A 17,039-nucleotide genomic window follows, 5' to 3' on the forward strand; every position below is an offset into this window, starting at 1 on the left:
TTTCAAGCTTTGAAAACCGCCACTAGACAAAGCTAATGAAGGCTTTTCAAAGTGCTGGAAAGACGCCAAAAAGGCGCCTAGTTGGCTATATAGGTTAGGCTCTCTCGCCTTTCCTGACCGAAAACTCTGTCAAAAACTCTCCTATTGATAAGAAATCATCCTGCTTTTCATAAATAAATTTAACAGCGTCTTTATAGCCTTGTAAGGCTGCTAACAAACACCAAGAGAATGCTTTCTCAAAATCATGATCTATCCGTGCAATACTATTATTATAATATAACATTCCAAAACTGAATTGACTTGCCGCTTCACCATTAACAGCACCATCCCTAAAATATTTTGCTGCTTTTATATAATTAGGTACCATTTCAGCTGTTCCATTAGCATAAAGCTTACCAAGAAGATAGGCAGCCCTTACATTGCCATCGTTATAAGATAAGGTGAAATATGTTAATGCCTCTGACATATTTCCTTGTTGCAGAGCCTCCTCCCCCGTGTTGAAATACACATCTATTTCCAGTTTTTTTAATCTAGGGATACTCTTATCGATATAAGGAGAAAAGGGTGATGGATCATTTATTAGAACACTTCTGGCCTTTTCAATAAGAGCAAGATTATAAGGTTCAGCAATGAGAGTATCAGCCCATGTTTCAGCAAATTTGGTATGCAAGAAAGATTTTTCTATCTTTTTCTTTAAAAAAACCAAGATAGGAAGCCCATTTTTTACAAAGGAATGAAATTTATAAGTGCGTTTAAAGCCCGTTTTATTCTTAAGCACCCTAATTTCCTCTTTACTCTTTACAGCAGCTAAAAATTCAAAATCATCATTTTTATATGCAAATACTAAAGTTTTTCCTTCTAGCTCCGGAGTTGCAGTCTGTGTGACATGATGCCAAAGTGTATCACCACGTAAAGCATTGTAAAATTGACGTATGACTGGATTTTCTTGAATAAAATCATCAATTTCAGCGGCTCCTGTGGGTATTATGCCCATTAAATTGAGGCAGAGTACAAAGTATCCCCATTTTTTTAACATATATAAATTCTCCTTATTATATAAATTTGCGCAGACCTAAAAATTCCTATCCCTGCAGCAAGCTACGGAGATAGGAATTTTTTAGTTCGGACGCCCTGCTTAAATACATTAATGGGCTCATGCCCATTTTAGCTCTTCATCCCGGGAGCAAGCTCCCTAGATTTCCACTTAGCGGATTAAATTTAACGAATTTTAAGTGGCCCTAAAAAGATATTATTATTTTTAAAACGGAGCTTAAGGCGCACGTTGCCCTCTTCGTCCCCCAGCAACAGACCACCAACCTTTAAGATTTGCCCTTTATTAGGGTCAAGATAGCCAGACTGAATAACAATATCAGCAAATTCCTCAATGCCCTTCACTTTAAAGGTGAGCTCTCCATTATGCGGGGGGTGCATTGTCAAATTTCCGAAGATCTGTAGGCCTAATGCCTCGTTCTGATTCACGGCAATTTTTGGCGCCGTGACTATTAGAGTAAGAATAGAATCGCCTTCCTTATACACTGCATCTGCCAAAACGTTTTGCGCTTTAAGGGCAACCAAAGGAGCTGCAACTTCAAGATTACTAATTGTGATGGGATTAAAGGTTAGAGTTGGTCCTGTCTCATTAGTCGTCCGCTGGCCTACAGCTCTCAGCATTTGTGCTGAGAGGAAAGGAGCTACTATTTCTTCTGCAGTAAGATTAAAATGATTAAAGTCAAAAATTCCTTTGCGCAAATGTATCTTTTTGACAGTTAATATTTCGTCATCCTCTTTTGAAACGAGATTTAAAATGTCAACAGACGCATTTCCTAAGGGCAACAAATTTAATTTTGCCTCAAAGGTATTCTGACGTCTTTCACAGCTTTGCAGCCATCCCTCAGTAAACTTTAAAACCGCATAGTGCTGAACCGCATCTACCACAATGGCAATAACCGTAAGAGATACGATAATCGCGGCAATTTTGCTAAGATTTTTTTTCAACCATGTTCTCATAATTAATCTCTTCGAGGAGTTGATTTGACTTGGTTTCAATAACTCTTTCTAGAGTTTCCATAAATTCTTCGCGCGTTAAGCCGGGATTAATTGCTGGAAGGATCGAAACCGTCACCACACCTGGTTTTTTGACAAAACAGCGACGTGGCCAAAATACACCAGAATTTAATGCCACAGGAACGACAGGGATGTCTAATCCTTCTTGCAAAGCAAAAACCCCCGCACGGTAACGCCCAGCCTTACCAACAGCAGAACGCGTTCCTTCTGGATAAATAATGATGTTGCGCTTTGCCTCTTTATGAAATTGAGCCGCCTCAACCATAGGTTCGATCGCACGTTTGCCTAGCTTACGGTCAACAGCAATCACCTTTTGCCTGGCAAAGTGGCAGTTAAAAAAAGGAACATATTTCAGTTCTTTTTTTAAAACGTACACAGCTCCTGGAAAAATATAGCACATTGCTGCTGTTTCCCATGCGGATTGATGTTTCGATGCAATGAGGTAGGGTTTTTCGGGTAAATTCTCAAGACCTTCTACTTTACAATCCAACCCCAATATCCACCGAGCCCCCACAAGCGTCATATAGCCCCAAATTTGTGACACATAATAGGACCACCTTTGCGGGCCTAACAATATTGGCAGCCCAAAAATACTAAAAAATAGTCCAATTGCATAAAAATAAACATCAAAGATGAAGGAGCGAATATATTTCATTATTAATTCTTTCTAAAGATATACTATTTATAGTAAGTTTAACCGAAAATATCAGCTTTTCTACCTGGATTTACTATCCTCTTTTTCCTCATATAAATTTTCCTGTCGTTGAATGCGAACCCCCAGTAATACTGACAAGTATTTTGAATATTCTATCGCTATTTTATAAGCTATACGCCAATCTTTATACCAATGACGGTGATTAAACTTGCTTAATTCGACCGGATGGATAATCACCTGAATATCGGATAAATAACGCTGACATTCTACAAGACTACGCGGAATATGCATGGGAGATGTCACAAGTCGAATAGACTGTATCCGATTCAATTTGGCCCAACGAGCTGTTTCAATCGCGTTACCGATGGTGGTTTTCGCCTGGCTGCCAAAGTAAGTTTTTTGCATGAGCTCACTAATTTGATCAAGACTTAAATCAATTTGACACTCATTACAGCTTTTTTTAAATGCCCTTAAGGGATTCCATCCCTTGGTTCCCCATAGGCGTAGCTTTGCTAAAGGATCAGCAACTTCATTTATAGTGTGTTGAGGATGGTGTTGCTTTTCTGACCACGCAAAAACCGTGTCAATTGATAGAGAAGGATTTGAATTCTTATTCTGTTCACCTGTTGTTTCGGTGTCGCGATACATATCGGAAATGCCAGAAATAAATAATTTATCACTAACACCAGCAGCAAGTAACTCTAGACCTGTCGCAATACGGCAACCACCACCTGTCCACACAACAATAGCATCAACTCGATTTATATCGTCTGATGGTTGGATTGGTAACGAATAGACAAAAAAAAGAAACCCAGCAATCCACAAAACGACAATACTAAGCACTGATCCCAGAAAAATTTTTAATACTGTGTTAATCTTAATCAAGCTTTATCAACGTTTTTAAAACGGCAAATCGCGCCACTAAAATACTAAGACCAATAATAATAAAAGGGATAATCACAAGCAAGGCTATAAGCGATAAATCTGCTGTGGGCCGCAACATCTCGGGTACCCCAAAATTTGACGTCACATAGTTCAGACCAATAAGGACCGGAAACGCTGCCAAAAAACCAATTAATGCCCCCTTAGAGGCGAGCTTTAAGGCGTGGGCCTGAAATTTACGAGCAATATAACTATTGTGAGCCCCCATGAGTCGTAACACAGCAATACTTTGATAATGCGATGCAAGGCCTACTTTTGTCACTAACATTACGGTAATAGCAACCGTCATCGCTATAATCAATGCAAAAAGATAAGCCACCACTTGTAAAGAGGTTCGCAAAATTAACAAGGTTTCAAGCCACCTGCTATGGGATTCAATACGCACCCCAGCCGCATATTGGCGCAACTTTTGAATCAATTCCGGTACTTCTAAATGAGCATTGGGATCCACATCAATATCAATCAATGCCGGAACAGGAACGTCACTTAACATCTCTGCTTGACCCACCCAGGGTTCAAGCAAACTTAATAGCTGCTGATGCTTAATAGGTTCAACATGGTTAATACCAGGCACAGACTGAAGAAAAGTGACGATATTAGGAATCATCCGCTCCCGATCCAATTCATGCTGCAAGGGGACTTCAATGGTGAGTTTGTGACTCGCCCCCACATGCCAATTTTTCAAGGAAGAACTGATAGAAAACGCCCCCGCAAGCACGAGGCTGAGCAGAAAAACAAGAAGCGCCATGATCATAGGCACAAAGCGCGTCACCGCATCTTGATTTATGGGAATTTCATCAATATTATTTTTGGCTAGCATTAGCATTACTCTATACTCATCATGATTGAAAATGCGGACTTGGACTCTCGAAATAGCCAGCAACTTTTATTTTGACAGCACGCGAATAGCTGGCTCTCTTTAAGAAACACCAAGATAAAATTGAGCCCATAGATCGGCAGGGAGAAATTCGTAGGTTCAGTCACGATGAGTGTAACTTTCTAAGCGCCTCACGTCCCCTACTGATTAAACGGCCCTGATAAAGTTCTAATTCTGGATAAGAGAACTCCGAAATCAAATTTTTATTGTGCGTTGCGACAATCACTGTAGTACCAATTTTATTCAGTTCCTCAAACAATCTTAACAATCGATAACCAGCCTCATAGTCAAGATTTCCGGTAGGTTCATCCGCCAACAATAAGAGTGGCCGACCAATCACTGCACGCGCCACGGCCACGCGTTGTTTTTGTCCATCTGAAAGGATCGCTGGATAGTCGCTCATGTGTTGACCTAAACCAACCCAGTCGAGCAATTCTTTAGCATAAATACGGGAGGATTTTATATCAGAACCAGTAATTTTAAGAGCTAAGGCCACATTATCCAAAATCGTTAAATGGGGAAATAAACGGCAATCTTGAAAAACGATACCAATACGCTGGCGGAACTGAGGTAATTCAGACCGATTAAGCTTTGAGACATCTTTACCAAAAACCCGAACAGTTCCTTCGGTGGACTTTGCTTCCCGATAGATAAGTTTTAAGAGAGAGGTTTTACCTGCGCCACTCACGCCGGTCAAGAAGGTAAATGAACCGACATGAAAAGATTGACTCAGCCCATGCAAGACCGGTGCTCCACCTGGATATACCAGACCAACATGATCAAACCGAACCAACTCAACAGATTGACGACGCGTCGTAGTCAATCCTCCCCCCTATCTATTATCTTATTTTTTCCTATATTGGCTTTTTTTCCTCTCAAGATCCAGTATTTATTTGGGAAAAGAGTGTTTTATGTTCGCCTCTCTACAAAACCACAGACTCTGGGGGGATGACAAAAATTAATATAAATAATATATTGCCTGTTTTTTCCATTAAATCCCTGTTAAATTTATGTGAAAAAATTACTATACTTTATGTATTTTTATGTATTTTTTAAGTTTTTTAGTGAGACTATTATCATAAAAGGTAATGGTTTTTGGGGCGTTATCAAAGCCATTTTCATATTAACAGAGGCTAATCCTAAATGGGTAAGAATAATGGCAATTATTGAACAAATAAAAAAGATTTTTGCTTTCATTCTGGGTAACAGATATCTGGAAAGGTACTTTGTTTATCTCCATATTCTTGAAATTTTCAATACAAAACCCTCTAAAGATGAAATCTCTCACAATTATAAAACACAGCTCATTAAAACGGCATTTATGGAGACACCCCAGCTGCTAGAACAGCTCAACAGCAACTTAGATGGACTTACTGAAGACGAAGCCGATGAACTTCGCGACATCATTGGCCTTAATAAATTAGACAGTAACCTCTCTCCTACTTGGTGGCGCCAGCTATGGGAATGCTATCGCACTCCTTTCAATATATTGCTGTCATTCATGGTGGTTATTTCCTACTGGACCGATGATACTGCGGGGATGACAGTCATTGTTATGATGATTTGTTTGTCCACATTAATTCGTTTTGTGCAAGAGCGTCGGTCAAGCAGTGCTGCCGAACAATTGAAAGCTATGGTGAAGACAACTGCTACCGTCATCCGTCGACTCATTCATAGGGAGGCTGGCACTCTTAATATCAGCCAACATAAACACGAGGTGAATGTCGATCACCTTGTGCCCGGCGATATCATCCATCTGTCATCGGGAGATATGATTCCGGCTGACACCCGAATCTTATTTTGCAAAGACTTATTTATTAACCAAGCCTCCATGACTGGTGAAGCCATGCCTGTGGAAAAATATGTCACCAGTAAAGCAACAGATAATATTTTTGACTTAGAAAATATTTGCTATATGGGAACAAACGTCATCAGTGGCACCGCCCTTGGAATTGTTATTGCTACGGGCAGAAGCACATTTTTGGGAGAATTGACGCAACACATGACTGATTCCAGCAGAGCACCAACCAATTTTCAAACCGGTGTCAATAAAATCAGCTGGACTCTCATTCAATTCACCCTTGTCATGATGCCAATTATCCTGCTGATAAATGGATTTACTAAGCATGACTGGTTTGAAGCATTTTTGTTTGCCGTTTCCGTCGCTGTTGGCTTAACACCGGAAATGCTCCCCATGATCGTCACCACCACACTGGCCAAAGGCGCCACTATTATGTCGAAACAAAAAGTCATCGTTAAACACCTGGATGCCATTCAAAGCTTTGGCGCCATGACCGTTTTGTGCACTGATAAAACAGGTACTTTGACGCAGAATAAGATTTTCCTAGAACGCCATACTGATGCCTGGGGTGAAAATTCTGATCTCGTCCTAGAATATGCCTATCTTAATAGCTTTCACCAAACAGGACTTAAAAATCTACTCGATGTCGCCGTACTGGAACATGTAGAGGTGAACCAAAAGCTCGATCCCAGCCTGAATTATGAAAAGATTGATGAAATCCCTTTTGATTTTATGCGCCGCCGGATGTCAGTCATTGTTGCAGACCAACAGCAGAATCACATTCTCATTTGTAAAGGAGCATTAGAAGAAATGCTCACCGTTTGCTCGCACGTTTATGAGGATGGTCAATCGCAAAAATTGACCCCTCCCATTAAAACTCAAATCATGGAAGTCACTGCTAAACTCAACCAAGAAGGCTTACGGATTGTGGCGGTAGCGCGAAAGATTATTGAGGGATCAACCACTCTCCATGCAGAAATAGATTTGGAACTCCTGGGGTATATCGCTTTTCTGGATCCCCCCAAAGAATCCGCCGCGCCTGCGATTCAATTTTTAAAGAAACATGGCATTGAGGTGAAAATCTTAACTGGTGACAATGAACTGGTCACCAAGAAAATTTGTAAAGACGTCGGTCTTCCCCTCCATGGGATCCTCCTAGGGCATGAGGTGGATTCGTTGAGCGATCGGGAGCTTGCAGAAAAAGCAAAATCCCTGAATGTTTTCGCAAAACTCTCCCCCCTTCATAAAGAACGTATCGTCCGCCTTTTAAAAGAAAACGGAGAGGTTGTTGGTTTCATGGGAGATGGCATTAATGATGCTAATGCCCTGGAAGCTGCCGACATTGGTATTTCCGTGGATTCTGCGGTCGACATTGCCAAAGAATCTGCCGACATTATCATGTTAGAAAAAAATCTAATGATTTTGGGGACCGGCGTACTTGAGGGACGCCGCACCTTTGCCAATCTTTTGAAATATCTTAAAATGGCAATAAGCTCTAACTTTGGAAATGTGTTCACCATCTTAATCACCAGTATATTTCTGCCGTTTTTGCCCCTTATGCCTTTACAGCTGTTGGTGCAAAACCTTCTTTATGATACCTCACAGATTGCCATCCCTTTTGATAGAGTCGATGCAGAGGCGCTGATAAAACCTCTCAACTGGAATTCACCAGAGCTCTTCCGATTTATGCTAATTTTTGGTCCTTTAAGCTCTATTTTTGATATTTTGGCTATCTTAACATTATGGTTTGGCTTTGGCGCTAATTCTCTTGAGCATCAAAACCTTTTCCAGTCGGGATTTTTTATTGAGGGCATTGTCACCCAAACGCTTATCGTGCATTTAATTCGGACTCGCAAAATTCCTTTTATTGAAAGCTCGGCGGCGCCCTCCCTTCTCCTGGCCACCTTTGCCATCATCGCCATCGGGATTTATCTCCCTTATAGTCGCTTTGCCGCGACCCTTGATTTCATCCCAGTGCCACTCACCTTTACTATCTGGCTAGGTTTCATTGTTTTGGGATATGCGGTCACCGTTCAAATGGTTAAATCTTTCTACCAGAAACGCTTTGGCTGGTATCATTAGACTCTCTGGGTATCCCGAAGTCCTATTTTACATCCTGAGTCCCATCCAAAATCAGTGTCAGAGGTGAACCACCTGTTTTATGATTATATTCGCAACGCTGTTGAAATGGTCTTTTAACCTGCAGCTGGCTACCAAGTTCCTGAAGGTTTTGATTATTGCCTCTTGTCACATAATTTTTAAAGCGCGATATAGTCCCTGCGGGCTCTAATTGCATGGCCTTAAAGACATAGCTGACATTACTATTACGAGTTGAATAGATTTCGATCGATTCATTGTGGTTAATCAACTCAGCTGCAGTTTGGCTTAAAACAGGACAGCGCAAAAAAGTTAAATAATTGGCCTGATTGGGTGTGGCAATTTCAGCTTGTAAGACCAGATGTTGATTCTTAACCCCCAATAACTTTTGCCAATCTTGATTGAGATTATAGATACAACTCACTATCCCTGATCTTCTGGACACTTCTTGTCCAGGATAGGATTTAGGTCCATTAAAGATCCCTTGCAATTTTTTGCGCAATCCTACACCGGAAGGACATGGCGTATGGGAGACATAACTCATTTTAGAAAGTGGTCCCGTTTTGTAGGGAGCTCGTTCCGTAGAGCAAGCTGCGTTTGGCAGGGTATTTAAATCTAGAACGGGACAATCCGCATAGACTGTCGTAGCTAATACCGCACTCGCACTCATCATCATCAAAATTTTCGACATTTCCTCACCTATAACCCTGGAGCTTCTATAGGAATGATATATCACTCAAAGGTTAAAGATAGCTGAATATGCTGAAAATTATGATGTATTCTTATATCTAAGCTGCCACAACATTTGGTATTGTTATCATTTTTATTTAAATTAAGCATATTAGTTACTTAACTAATGATGTATTTTGTTTTTTTCTTTAATTTTTTAGTTGTACTGAGCACATTATTCGACACTGCATTATTTTCAACAATTAAGCTAGTCAGATTTAAAATACGCTTAATTTTTTCATATTATGCATCTAATGACTCTTGATATATGGGACTATTACACAACCCAATATATGTACATTCCCGTCGCGTTTGATTATTGATGATTTTGATAAATTCAGGCAGCTGCGATTCCTTAATAGGCTTTTTTGGGCCATAGAGCTTAATAATGTTGCCCGCAAAACAATGTGCTTAAGAATCTTTTTCATTCAATTTTTCGATATAATCATGTTAAAAAACACTATAAGTCGTTATGTGAGAATCATTTTCCCCCATTTCAAGTGGCTCTTTTTGAGGTTGTTCAGCAACTTTATTCTAAGCTTCAGAAAAATAATGTTTGCATTCTTAATAACTTTGGTGTATATAATAGTTTTATTGACGCGGGGTAGAGCAGCCCGGTAGCTCGTCAGGCTCATAACCTGAAGGTCGTAGGTTCAAATCCTGCCCCCGCAACCAATACTAAATTCCTCTGAAAAAATTACCCTCTTTATTCTCTTAAAAATTCAACAATCTTGACTTTTGCCAAAAAGTATTTAAATCTACTGAGTGTACTTACGAAAGATTATAAAATATGCGAAAGAAAAGCATCAACATTACAGGATAAGCTGGCACACGACCCAACGGGAATTTCCGTGTGCCGTTAACAATCCCCTATTTGGATTTAGCGCGGCTAAAGTCATTGATTTATTATCCCCAACCCCCCCGAAGAGACGGCATTATGGCTAGCAGATTTAAGGTGACTTTTATTTTGGTGCGACGCGAATAGTAGACTCTCTTTAAGGAGTACCAAGATAAAAGCGACCCCCAATATGCGAAGCCAGAAACTGATTTCTGTAGGTGTTTTGGGTACATGCTTATGACTATTTGTAAATTTTGCAAGCAAAGGCTGTGCGACTTATGATTCTTATTCAAAATTTAACCAAAAAATTTGGTCACCGTTTTATTTTAGATAACATCAACTATCACTTTCCCGAAGGGGAGAGAATTGCCTTAGTTGGTGCCAATGGAGCCGGCAAATCCACTCTTCTCAACATTATCTGCAACTTGGATGAAGCCGAATCGGGCCAACTGATTAAACCGAAAAAGATGGTTCTTGGCTATCTGCCCCAAGAACCCAATCCAACACCTAAAGACACGATTTTGGAAGAATGTCTTGAGGGGTCTTATGCGTTAAGAGATCTTGAAAGGCGTCGGGATGCTGCTCTTGAATTAATGGGCCAAGACTATACGGATGAACATTATTTTGCCTATGAAAAGCTGGAAGCAGAATTTCAAGAATTGGGCGGTTATGGCCTCTCTTCCGACACAAAAGGTTTATTGATTGGCCTTGGATTTACGCAAGACCACTTTGATCGTTCACCGTTGGAACTATCAGGCGGATGGCGGATGCGTTTGGAGCTAGCGAAAGTCCTGATCAACAAGCCTGACTTTTTGATTTTGGACGAGCCAACCAACCACTTAGATTTACCCAGTTTGATTTGGTTGGAACAATTCTTGCAAACCTTTAAAGGCACCTTGCTGTTTGTCTCGCATGACCGCGATTTGCTGAATCGGTTAGCCACCATTACTCTTCATTTGTTCAACCAAAAACTCACGCCCTACAAAGGAAACTTTGATGCGTTCCTCGATCAATATGAGCAACGCCAATTGTTGAATGCAAACGAGGTGAAAAACATCCAAAATCGTTATGCTGACATTGAAAAATTCGTTGATCGATTTCGCGCTAAACAGTCTAAGGCAGCTCAGGTACGTAGCCGCTTAAAGATGCTCTCACGCTTACGTAGCTTAGAAGAATCAGTGCAAATTGACCAGGACCCAAGCGAAGTTTCAATTCAACTTAGCAATGGCAATCCCAGTGGTAAACATGTGCTCAATCTTAAAGAGGTTGCGATTGGTTACACCAAACCACTCGCCAAAAAACTCAGCCTCAAGATTGATAGAGGGCAAAAGATTGCCATTATTGGTGCCAACGGAATTGGCAAATCAACACTGCTTAAGTCAATCATTCATCAGATTCCCTTTTTAATGGGTCAGGCTGAATTAGGGCATAATGTGCGCATTGGCTATCACGCTCAGGAACAACTTGATTATCTTGATGAAAAGAAAACAGCACTGGAAAATGTGCTTGCCATTAATCCAGAAATCTCTGAACAGCGAGCCCGTTCTCTCCTTGGTGGATTCCTTCTCAGAGGGGATGACGTGTTCAAGAAGCTGTCAATTTTATCAGGGGGCGAAAAAAACCGGGTAGGCTTATGCTGTTTAATCGTGCAAAATGCGAACTTCCTCCTCCTGGACGAGCCAACCAATCACTTGGATATGTCGAGCGCCAATATTTTGGCTAATGCCTTGGGGGATTATGAAGGAACAGTACTTTTTGTTAGCCACAACCGCGCCTTTATTAATGATGTAGCCACTCACATTTTTGCGATGACAGCAGATGGGAGAGGTGGTTTGTTTGAAGGGACATTGGCAGACTATGAATCTCAGGCTTTGTCAGCTGGCTTCCCCAATGTCTTAAAAGCAGATTAATTTCGCCCCCCCTCGGACTTTGATCTGAGGGGGGCAATGAGAACTCAATTCTAGGTTCCATAAAAAGGAGAGTTGAAGAGAGATATGTTCAGAATAAATCTCCAAATAATAATACTTCCCTCTTTTTGTCACTAACAATCTCTGTTATAGTGGCTTAATTTTACTATCCAGCGGCCTATCTCTAGCTTATTTTTTCTTTTGAAGGCACCCCCATGATCCTAACTTATGTCAAACAGATTTGGGAAAAAACACGTCACTCACGCCCGGTGATAGTGAGTGCAGCACTCCTCTTTGTTATCCTGATTGGCTATAAAATCGTCGCTTCCTTCACGGTCTCCATCCTCCCAATTGAGACAAAAGTGGTCGAGGTTGAAACAGCAGCGCTGCACAATATTGCCGTTACCGCTCGATTTATTGGCACCGTGCGGGCACACCACTCCACCACCCTTATTGCCAAAGCAACAGGCACACTTGACTCCCTTCTCAATGCTGGACAATGGGTAAAAAAAGGAACGTTGATTGCCAGAGTTGATAATGCGGATATTGAAAAGTCCTATGAACTCTCAGTTGCTGCCGAAAATATTGCCCAGGATCAGTATAATCGCATCCTCAATCTTGAGAAGAAAGGAGCGTCCAGCAAAGCAGCTGTGGAAGAAAAAAAGCATGCTTTGATTGGGGCGCAAAAATCTTTGGCAGAGGCAAAAATTGCCCTTGATAAAATTTATTTCTATGCCCCTTTTGATGGCGTGATTGGTGTCTTTAAAGCGCGTGAAGGCGCGCAAGTGCAAGAAGCTGATCCGATTGTCAGTCTCTATGACATGGCGAGTCTAATTGTGGAGTTTGATATTCCAGCTTCTCTCTCACTCGCCATTAAAGATCACCAACCAATTCAAATCAATGGCAAAGTATACCCTTTAACCCATGTTCAAAAAATGATCGATGAAGAGACGGGCGCCTGCCCTGCCTACGTCACCTATCCTTGCAATGATTGTTTGATTGGGGCCACCGTAGATGTGGATTTGGTGATTGAACAACACACAGATGTTATTGTTCTCCCCTTTGACGCCATCGTCTTTAAGGACGGGAATATTTTTGTTTATCTCGTGAAAGGAGGCAAAGCCACCCTTATACCCGTTACACTTGGGTTGCGAGAAAAAGACAAAATTGAGGTAACTGAGGGGGTTGCTGTGGGCGATCAAGTGATCGTGGCCGGCCAATCTCGTCTTTATCCCGAGATCGCTGTGACAGTCCATCAAGAAAAATAAAAGTTATGAATTTGACAACCTATTTTATAAACCATCCGGTGACCTCTGTTATCCTGAATGGAATGATTGCGCTGATTGGCGCCTTATGTTTTCACTTGTTGAGCGTCCGCGAATACCCCACAATTACCTTCCCGACAATCACTGTCCGCGCCATTTATCCTAATGCCAGTGCTGAGCTTGTTGAAACGGCTGTCACCAATATTCTAGAAGATAATCTTGCCGGAGTTGCTGGTCTTGATAGCATTACCTCCTCATCCAATCAAGGATCGTGCTTTGTGGAAATGCACTTTGAGATCGGCACCTCCATGGATCAAGCAATGATTTCTGTACGTGATGCAGTGGGGCTGGCCCGAGGTCAACTACCGCAACAGGTTAAAGACCCAGTCATTGAGCGTAAAACTAAATCAGATGGCCCGCCATTTATAGTGATTGCCTTAGAGTCAACGGCGATGGACTTTGGTGCCCTCACTCACTTTGCCAATCTCAATTTACGCAATACCTTTCGCAGTTTGAAAGGTGTGGCATCCTGTGAAGTTTGGGGCCAACCCTATACTTATAAGGTGTCGTTAGATCCCAAACGGCTTTATAGTTTTGGCGTGAATGTTGATGAAATTTTTAACGCTATTAGTCGCAGCAGTTTGTCACTCCCCGTTGGGAAATTTCAAAATGAAACACCTGCAACTCTAAATGCCGACCTTAAAACGGTGACGGACTATGAAAACATTTTGATTAGAGAAAAAGACTTTAATAATGTTCATAAAAAGCAGCATCCTATTTTTTTAAAATCTGTGGCGAACATCAGCCTCACAACCAACGACGAACAATTCAGAGTTAGAATTAATGGCAAGCCTGGCTTATGTTTGGCGATTAATAAAACCTCTGATGCCAACCCGCTTGACATTTCCAGCCTCGTCCAATCCCAAATCAAAGAGCTACAGCAAAATCTGCCGCCTGAGCTTAAAGTTCATATTATCACGGATCAAACGGACTTCGTTCGGGCATCCTTGAAAAACATTCAATCGTCTATTATTGAAGCAATTATCTTTGTGTTAGCTATTGTCTTTTTGTTCTTGCGAAGCATCAGAGCTACTCTCATACCATTGGTGACGATCCCCATTTCGCTGGTAGGCTCTCTGCTGTTCCTCACTCTATTTGGCTTTTCAATTAATATCATTACGCTGCTTGCGATGGTTCTTGCTGTTGGACTCGTGGTTGATGACGCTATTGTCGTATTAGAAAACATCTCTCGCCACATTGAAGCAGGAACTCCTCCCTTAGAAGCCGCCATTAAAGGTGCCCGTGAAATTGGGTTTGCCATTGTTGCGATGACATTAACACTGACCAGCGTCTATGCCCCTATTGCCTTTATTGAAGGGGCGATTGGACAGCTGTTTATTGAGTTTGCTGTCGCTTTGGCGGGGAGTGTTCTGATCTCCGGAATAGTTGCCTTGACGCTCTCGCCTCTCATGTGCGCGACAATTTTGAAGCCGCAGCAACATCATTTCTTGCCCCAGATAGATTATTTTTTTGACCGGTTAATAGAGACCTATAGCACCATATTAACGTTTATTCTGAAGCGTCAAAAAGTTGTCCTCTCTGCTACCGCAGCAGCCATTGGTGCTTCTTTTTTATTGGCCAATCTTCTCCCTCGAGAAATGGCACCTAAAGAGGACCGCGCTCTGATTGGTGTCTACGTGCCACCCATTCCCGGCAAAAACATCACTGCAATGGAACAAAAACTAATTCCTATCGAAACTATGATCAAGTCAACACCTGAAGCAGCTGGCTATCTGAGTTTTATGGGCGATTGGGGTGGTTCCGTTGTGCTTCATTTAAAACCAAAGGCTGAGCGCCATCGGTCAGCGGCGGAAATTGTCGATTCCTTTCGGAGAGAAGCCTCTGCCACGCCTTCTACAGATGTTTGGCCATGGAGCTGGGATTCAGGACTACCTGGACTTGATAATGACTTTGGTGGCGGAGAACTTGCAATCGTTGTTTCAACAACGGACACTTACCGCGATTTGTTTAAAAATGTTGAGACGGCACGCAAAAAGATTGAAGATACCAAGCTATTTGACTCGGTTCGTCACGACCTGAAACTTGACTTCTTAAGTTACACCATTGATCTTGACACCAACGCTTTGTCCAAACTCAACCTCACTCAACAACAAATTGCCAAAACGATTGAGGTATTCTTTAGTGGTGATCAATCCCTTACTTTTTCCAAGGATGGTATTTTGTACCCCGTCAGTTTAGAAGGCAGTAGTAACCCTTGGACATTGAATGAGCTTTACGTCACCAATCCTTCCAGTCAGCGCATCTCTCTCGGATCTGTCGCTACAATGCTACCCGACACCCAACCTAAAGAATTGAAACATTTTAACCAGATGCGCTCAACTACTTTAAACGTTGATTTACCTGTAGGAATTAAAATTGAATCAGCAATGCCCAAGCTGTTAAAATCTCTGACCGAAAATCTCCCCCAATCCTATAAAAAAAGCTGGATTGGGGCGGCCAAGATGTATAATGAGTCGACCTCAACCATGACCATATTATTCCTCCTTGCTGTGGTTTTTATCTTTGCTATTTTAGCCATTCAGTTTGAAAATTTTGTTGATCCGTTGGTTGTGTTGCTTACCGTCCCTCTTGCCTGTTCAGGTGCCCTGGGCGTTGTCTGGGCAGTGGAGCAATCGATGAATATTTACGTTCAAGTAGGTCTTATTACCCTCGTTGGCCTGATCACCAAACATGGCATTTTGATTGTTGAGTTTACCAATCAGTTGCGCACTCAAGGAATTCCATTGATTGACGCTGTCAGGCAAGCAGCAAAGCTTCGTCTACGTCCCATCCTTATGACCTCAGGCGCGATGATCTTTGGCATCATCCCTCTTGTGCTGTCAAACGATGCCGGATCTGAATCCCGCCGAGCCATTGGCGCTGTATTGCTGGGTGGCCTCAGCCTTGGCACATTATTCACTCTCTTCCTCCTCCCAACCCTTTGTTATGTGATTAAGTCCTTGGTGGAGAAACAACCATCAACATGGGAAGAGAAATAATGAACATTTCACTCTACCCCTTCCGTTCGACCATTTTTTGTTTGATCGCGCCAATGGCTTTGGCAGGGTTGAGACCTTTGGGGCAAGTGTTAGTACAATTCATGATGGTGTGGCAACGATAGAGCTTGAAGGGATCTTCTAAATCATCCAGTCGTTCGCCTGTGTGATCATCCCGACTATCAGCAATCCAACGATAAGATTGCAGCAATGTTGCTGGGCCCAAATATTTCTCGCCATTCCACCAATAGCTTGGACAGCTGGTTGTGCAGGAAAAACACAAAATGCATTCCCACAAACCGTCGAGTTTGGCACGTTCTTCTTCGCTTTGAAGGCGTTCACGTTCTGGTGCGGGAGTGTCGTTTTGCAGCCATGGCTTAATCGACGTATATTGGGCATAAGCGATTTTGAGATCGGGAATTAAGTCTTTAATAACAGACATATGGGGCAATGGATTGATTTTAATCGTGCCTTTCACCTCTGCGATTGGTTTGGTGCAGGCAAGAGTATTGGTGCCATCAATATTCATTGCACAACTGCCGCAAATTCCTTCGCGGCAAGACCGACGGAAGGCGAGCGTTGTATCCACTTCGTTTTTGATTTTAATTAGCGCATCCAAAACCATTGGACCGCAATGATCCAGGTCGATGTCATAGGTATCATAACGCGGATTTGCATCAGGGGTGGCATCCCAGCGATAAACTTGGAATTGTTTGACGTTCTTTGCATCTTTAGCAGCAGGGTAATGTTTACCATCCAAGACACGGGATTTTGCGGGCAATCTAAATTCAGCCATTTGCGAACAATT

The 17,039-nt window shown here is 42.0% G+C and carries 12 protein-coding genes and 1 tRNA gene; 5 read left to right on the plus strand and 8 right to left on the minus strand.

From position 1 onward, the window contains the following. Positions 1–94: 94 nt before the first annotated feature. The 6 genes from IG80_RS0102755 to IG80_RS0102780 all read right to left on the minus strand — a co-directional run bounded on the left by IG80_RS0102755 (position 95) and on the right by IG80_RS0102780 (position 5,361). Positions 95–1,036: a tetratricopeptide repeat protein gene (locus IG80_RS0102755; protein WP_032112486.1), complete on the minus strand. Its 942-nt coding sequence runs from the start codon at positions 1,034–1,036 to the stop codon at positions 95–97. Positions 1,037–1,218: 182 nt separating this feature from the next. After that, complete coding sequence (locus IG80_RS0102760) at positions 1,219–2,007, minus strand: DUF2125 domain-containing protein (protein WP_032112487.1); 789 nt, start codon at positions 2,005–2,007, stop codon at positions 1,219–1,221. Next, positions 1,979–2,719 (minus strand): lysophospholipid acyltransferase family protein, encoded by a 741-nt coding sequence (locus IG80_RS0102765; RefSeq protein ID WP_032112488.1) that lies wholly within the window; start codon positions 2,717–2,719, stop codon positions 1,979–1,981. The genes IG80_RS0102760 and IG80_RS0102765 overlap by 29 nt, the downstream gene beginning before the upstream one ends. Before the next feature lie 60 nt (positions 2,720–2,779). Next, positions 2,780–3,604: a YdcF family protein gene (locus IG80_RS12310; RefSeq protein WP_034418704.1), complete on the minus strand. Its 825-nt coding sequence runs from the start codon at positions 3,602–3,604 to the stop codon at positions 2,780–2,782. Next, a complete protein-coding gene (locus IG80_RS0102775) occupies positions 3,597–4,481 on the minus strand; it encodes a cell division protein FtsX (protein ID WP_032112489.1) in 885 nt (294 codons plus the stop codon). The genes IG80_RS12310 and IG80_RS0102775 overlap by 8 nt, the downstream gene beginning before the upstream one ends. Positions 4,482–4,641: 160 nt before the next feature. Beyond that, positions 4,642–5,361, minus strand: coding sequence for a cell division ATP-binding protein FtsE (locus tag IG80_RS0102780; RefSeq protein WP_032112490.1), 720 nt, complete (start codon positions 5,359–5,361; stop codon positions 4,642–4,644). A gap of 333 nt (positions 5,362–5,694) precedes the next feature. Between IG80_RS0102780 and mgtA the strand changes: the two genes are divergently transcribed. Further along, on the plus strand, positions 5,695–8,421 hold the full coding sequence (gene mgtA / locus IG80_RS0102785; protein WP_032113294.1) for a magnesium-translocating P-type ATPase: 2,727 nt from the start codon (positions 5,695–5,697) through the stop codon (positions 8,419–8,421). Between the two features lie 22 nt (positions 8,422–8,443). On the opposite strand, the gene IG80_RS0102790 is transcribed toward mgtA, so the two are convergent. Next, positions 8,444–9,127, minus strand: coding sequence for a hypothetical protein (locus tag IG80_RS0102790; protein ID WP_032112491.1), 684 nt, complete (start codon positions 9,125–9,127; stop codon positions 8,444–8,446). 636 nt (positions 9,128–9,763) lie between these two features. On the opposite strand from IG80_RS0102790, the gene IG80_RS0102795 reads away from it, so the two are divergent. The 4 genes from IG80_RS0102795 to IG80_RS0102810 all read left to right on the plus strand — a co-directional run bounded on the left by IG80_RS0102795 (position 9,764) and on the right by IG80_RS0102810 (position 16,234). Beyond that, positions 9,764–9,840, plus strand: a tRNA-Met gene (locus IG80_RS0102795). Between the two features lie 441 nt (positions 9,841–10,281). Further along, positions 10,282–11,913 (plus strand): ABC-F family ATP-binding cassette domain-containing protein, encoded by a 1,632-nt coding sequence (locus IG80_RS0102800; RefSeq protein WP_052045919.1) that lies wholly within the window; start codon positions 10,282–10,284, stop codon positions 11,911–11,913. Positions 11,914–12,125: 212 nt separating this feature from the next. Further along, a complete protein-coding gene (locus IG80_RS0102805; RefSeq protein WP_052045920.1) occupies positions 12,126–13,178 on the plus strand; it encodes an efflux RND transporter periplasmic adaptor subunit in 1,053 nt (350 codons plus the stop codon). 5 nt (positions 13,179–13,183) lie between these two features. After that, complete coding sequence (locus tag IG80_RS0102810) at positions 13,184–16,234, plus strand: efflux RND transporter permease subunit (protein WP_032112492.1); 3,051 nt, start codon at positions 13,184–13,186, stop codon at positions 16,232–16,234. 13 nt (positions 16,235–16,247) lie between these two features. On the opposite strand, the gene IG80_RS0102815 is transcribed toward IG80_RS0102810, so the two are convergent. Further along, complete coding sequence (locus IG80_RS0102815) at positions 16,248–17,027, minus strand: succinate dehydrogenase iron-sulfur subunit (RefSeq protein ID WP_032112493.1); 780 nt, start codon at positions 17,025–17,027, stop codon at positions 16,248–16,250. Positions 17,028–17,039: the final 12 nt, after the last annotated feature.

Source organism: Candidatus Paracaedibacter symbiosus (genome assembly GCF_000757605.1).
GTDB lineage: Bacteria > Pseudomonadota > Alphaproteobacteria > Paracaedibacterales > Paracaedibacteraceae > Paracaedibacter_A > Paracaedibacter_A symbiosus.

Bases quoted from the DNA above. Each gene is read 5' to 3' on its own strand.
- IG80_RS0102755 (WP_032112486.1), bottom strand. From the start codon at position 1,036: ATGTTAAAAAAATGGGGATACTTTGTACTCTGCCTCAATTTAATGGGC.
- IG80_RS0102760 (WP_032112487.1), bottom strand. From the start codon at position 2,007: ATGAGAACATGGTTGAAAAAAAATCTTAGCAAAATTGCCGCGATTATC.
- IG80_RS0102765 (WP_032112488.1), bottom strand. From the start codon at position 2,719: ATGAAATATATTCGCTCCTTCATCTTTGATGTTTATTTTTATGCAATT.
- IG80_RS0102775 (WP_032112489.1), bottom strand. From the start codon at position 4,481: ATGCTAGCCAAAAATAATATTGATGAAATTCCCATAAATCAAGATGCG.
- mgtA (WP_032113294.1), top strand. From the start codon at position 5,695: ATGGCAATTATTGAACAAATAAAAAAGATTTTTGCTTTCATTCTGGGT.
- IG80_RS0102790 (WP_032112491.1), bottom strand. From the start codon at position 9,127: ATGTCGAAAATTTTGATGATGATGAGTGCGAGTGCGGTATTAGCTACG.
- IG80_RS0102800 (WP_052045919.1), top strand. From the start codon at position 10,282: ATGATTCTTATTCAAAATTTAACCAAAAAATTTGGTCACCGTTTTATT.
- IG80_RS0102805 (WP_052045920.1), top strand. From the start codon at position 12,126: ATGATCCTAACTTATGTCAAACAGATTTGGGAAAAAACACGTCACTCA.
- IG80_RS0102810 (WP_032112492.1), top strand. From the start codon at position 13,184: ATGAATTTGACAACCTATTTTATAAACCATCCGGTGACCTCTGTTATC.
- IG80_RS0102815 (WP_032112493.1), bottom strand. From the start codon at position 17,027: ATGGCTGAATTTAGATTGCCCGCAAAATCCCGTGTCTTGGATGGTAAA.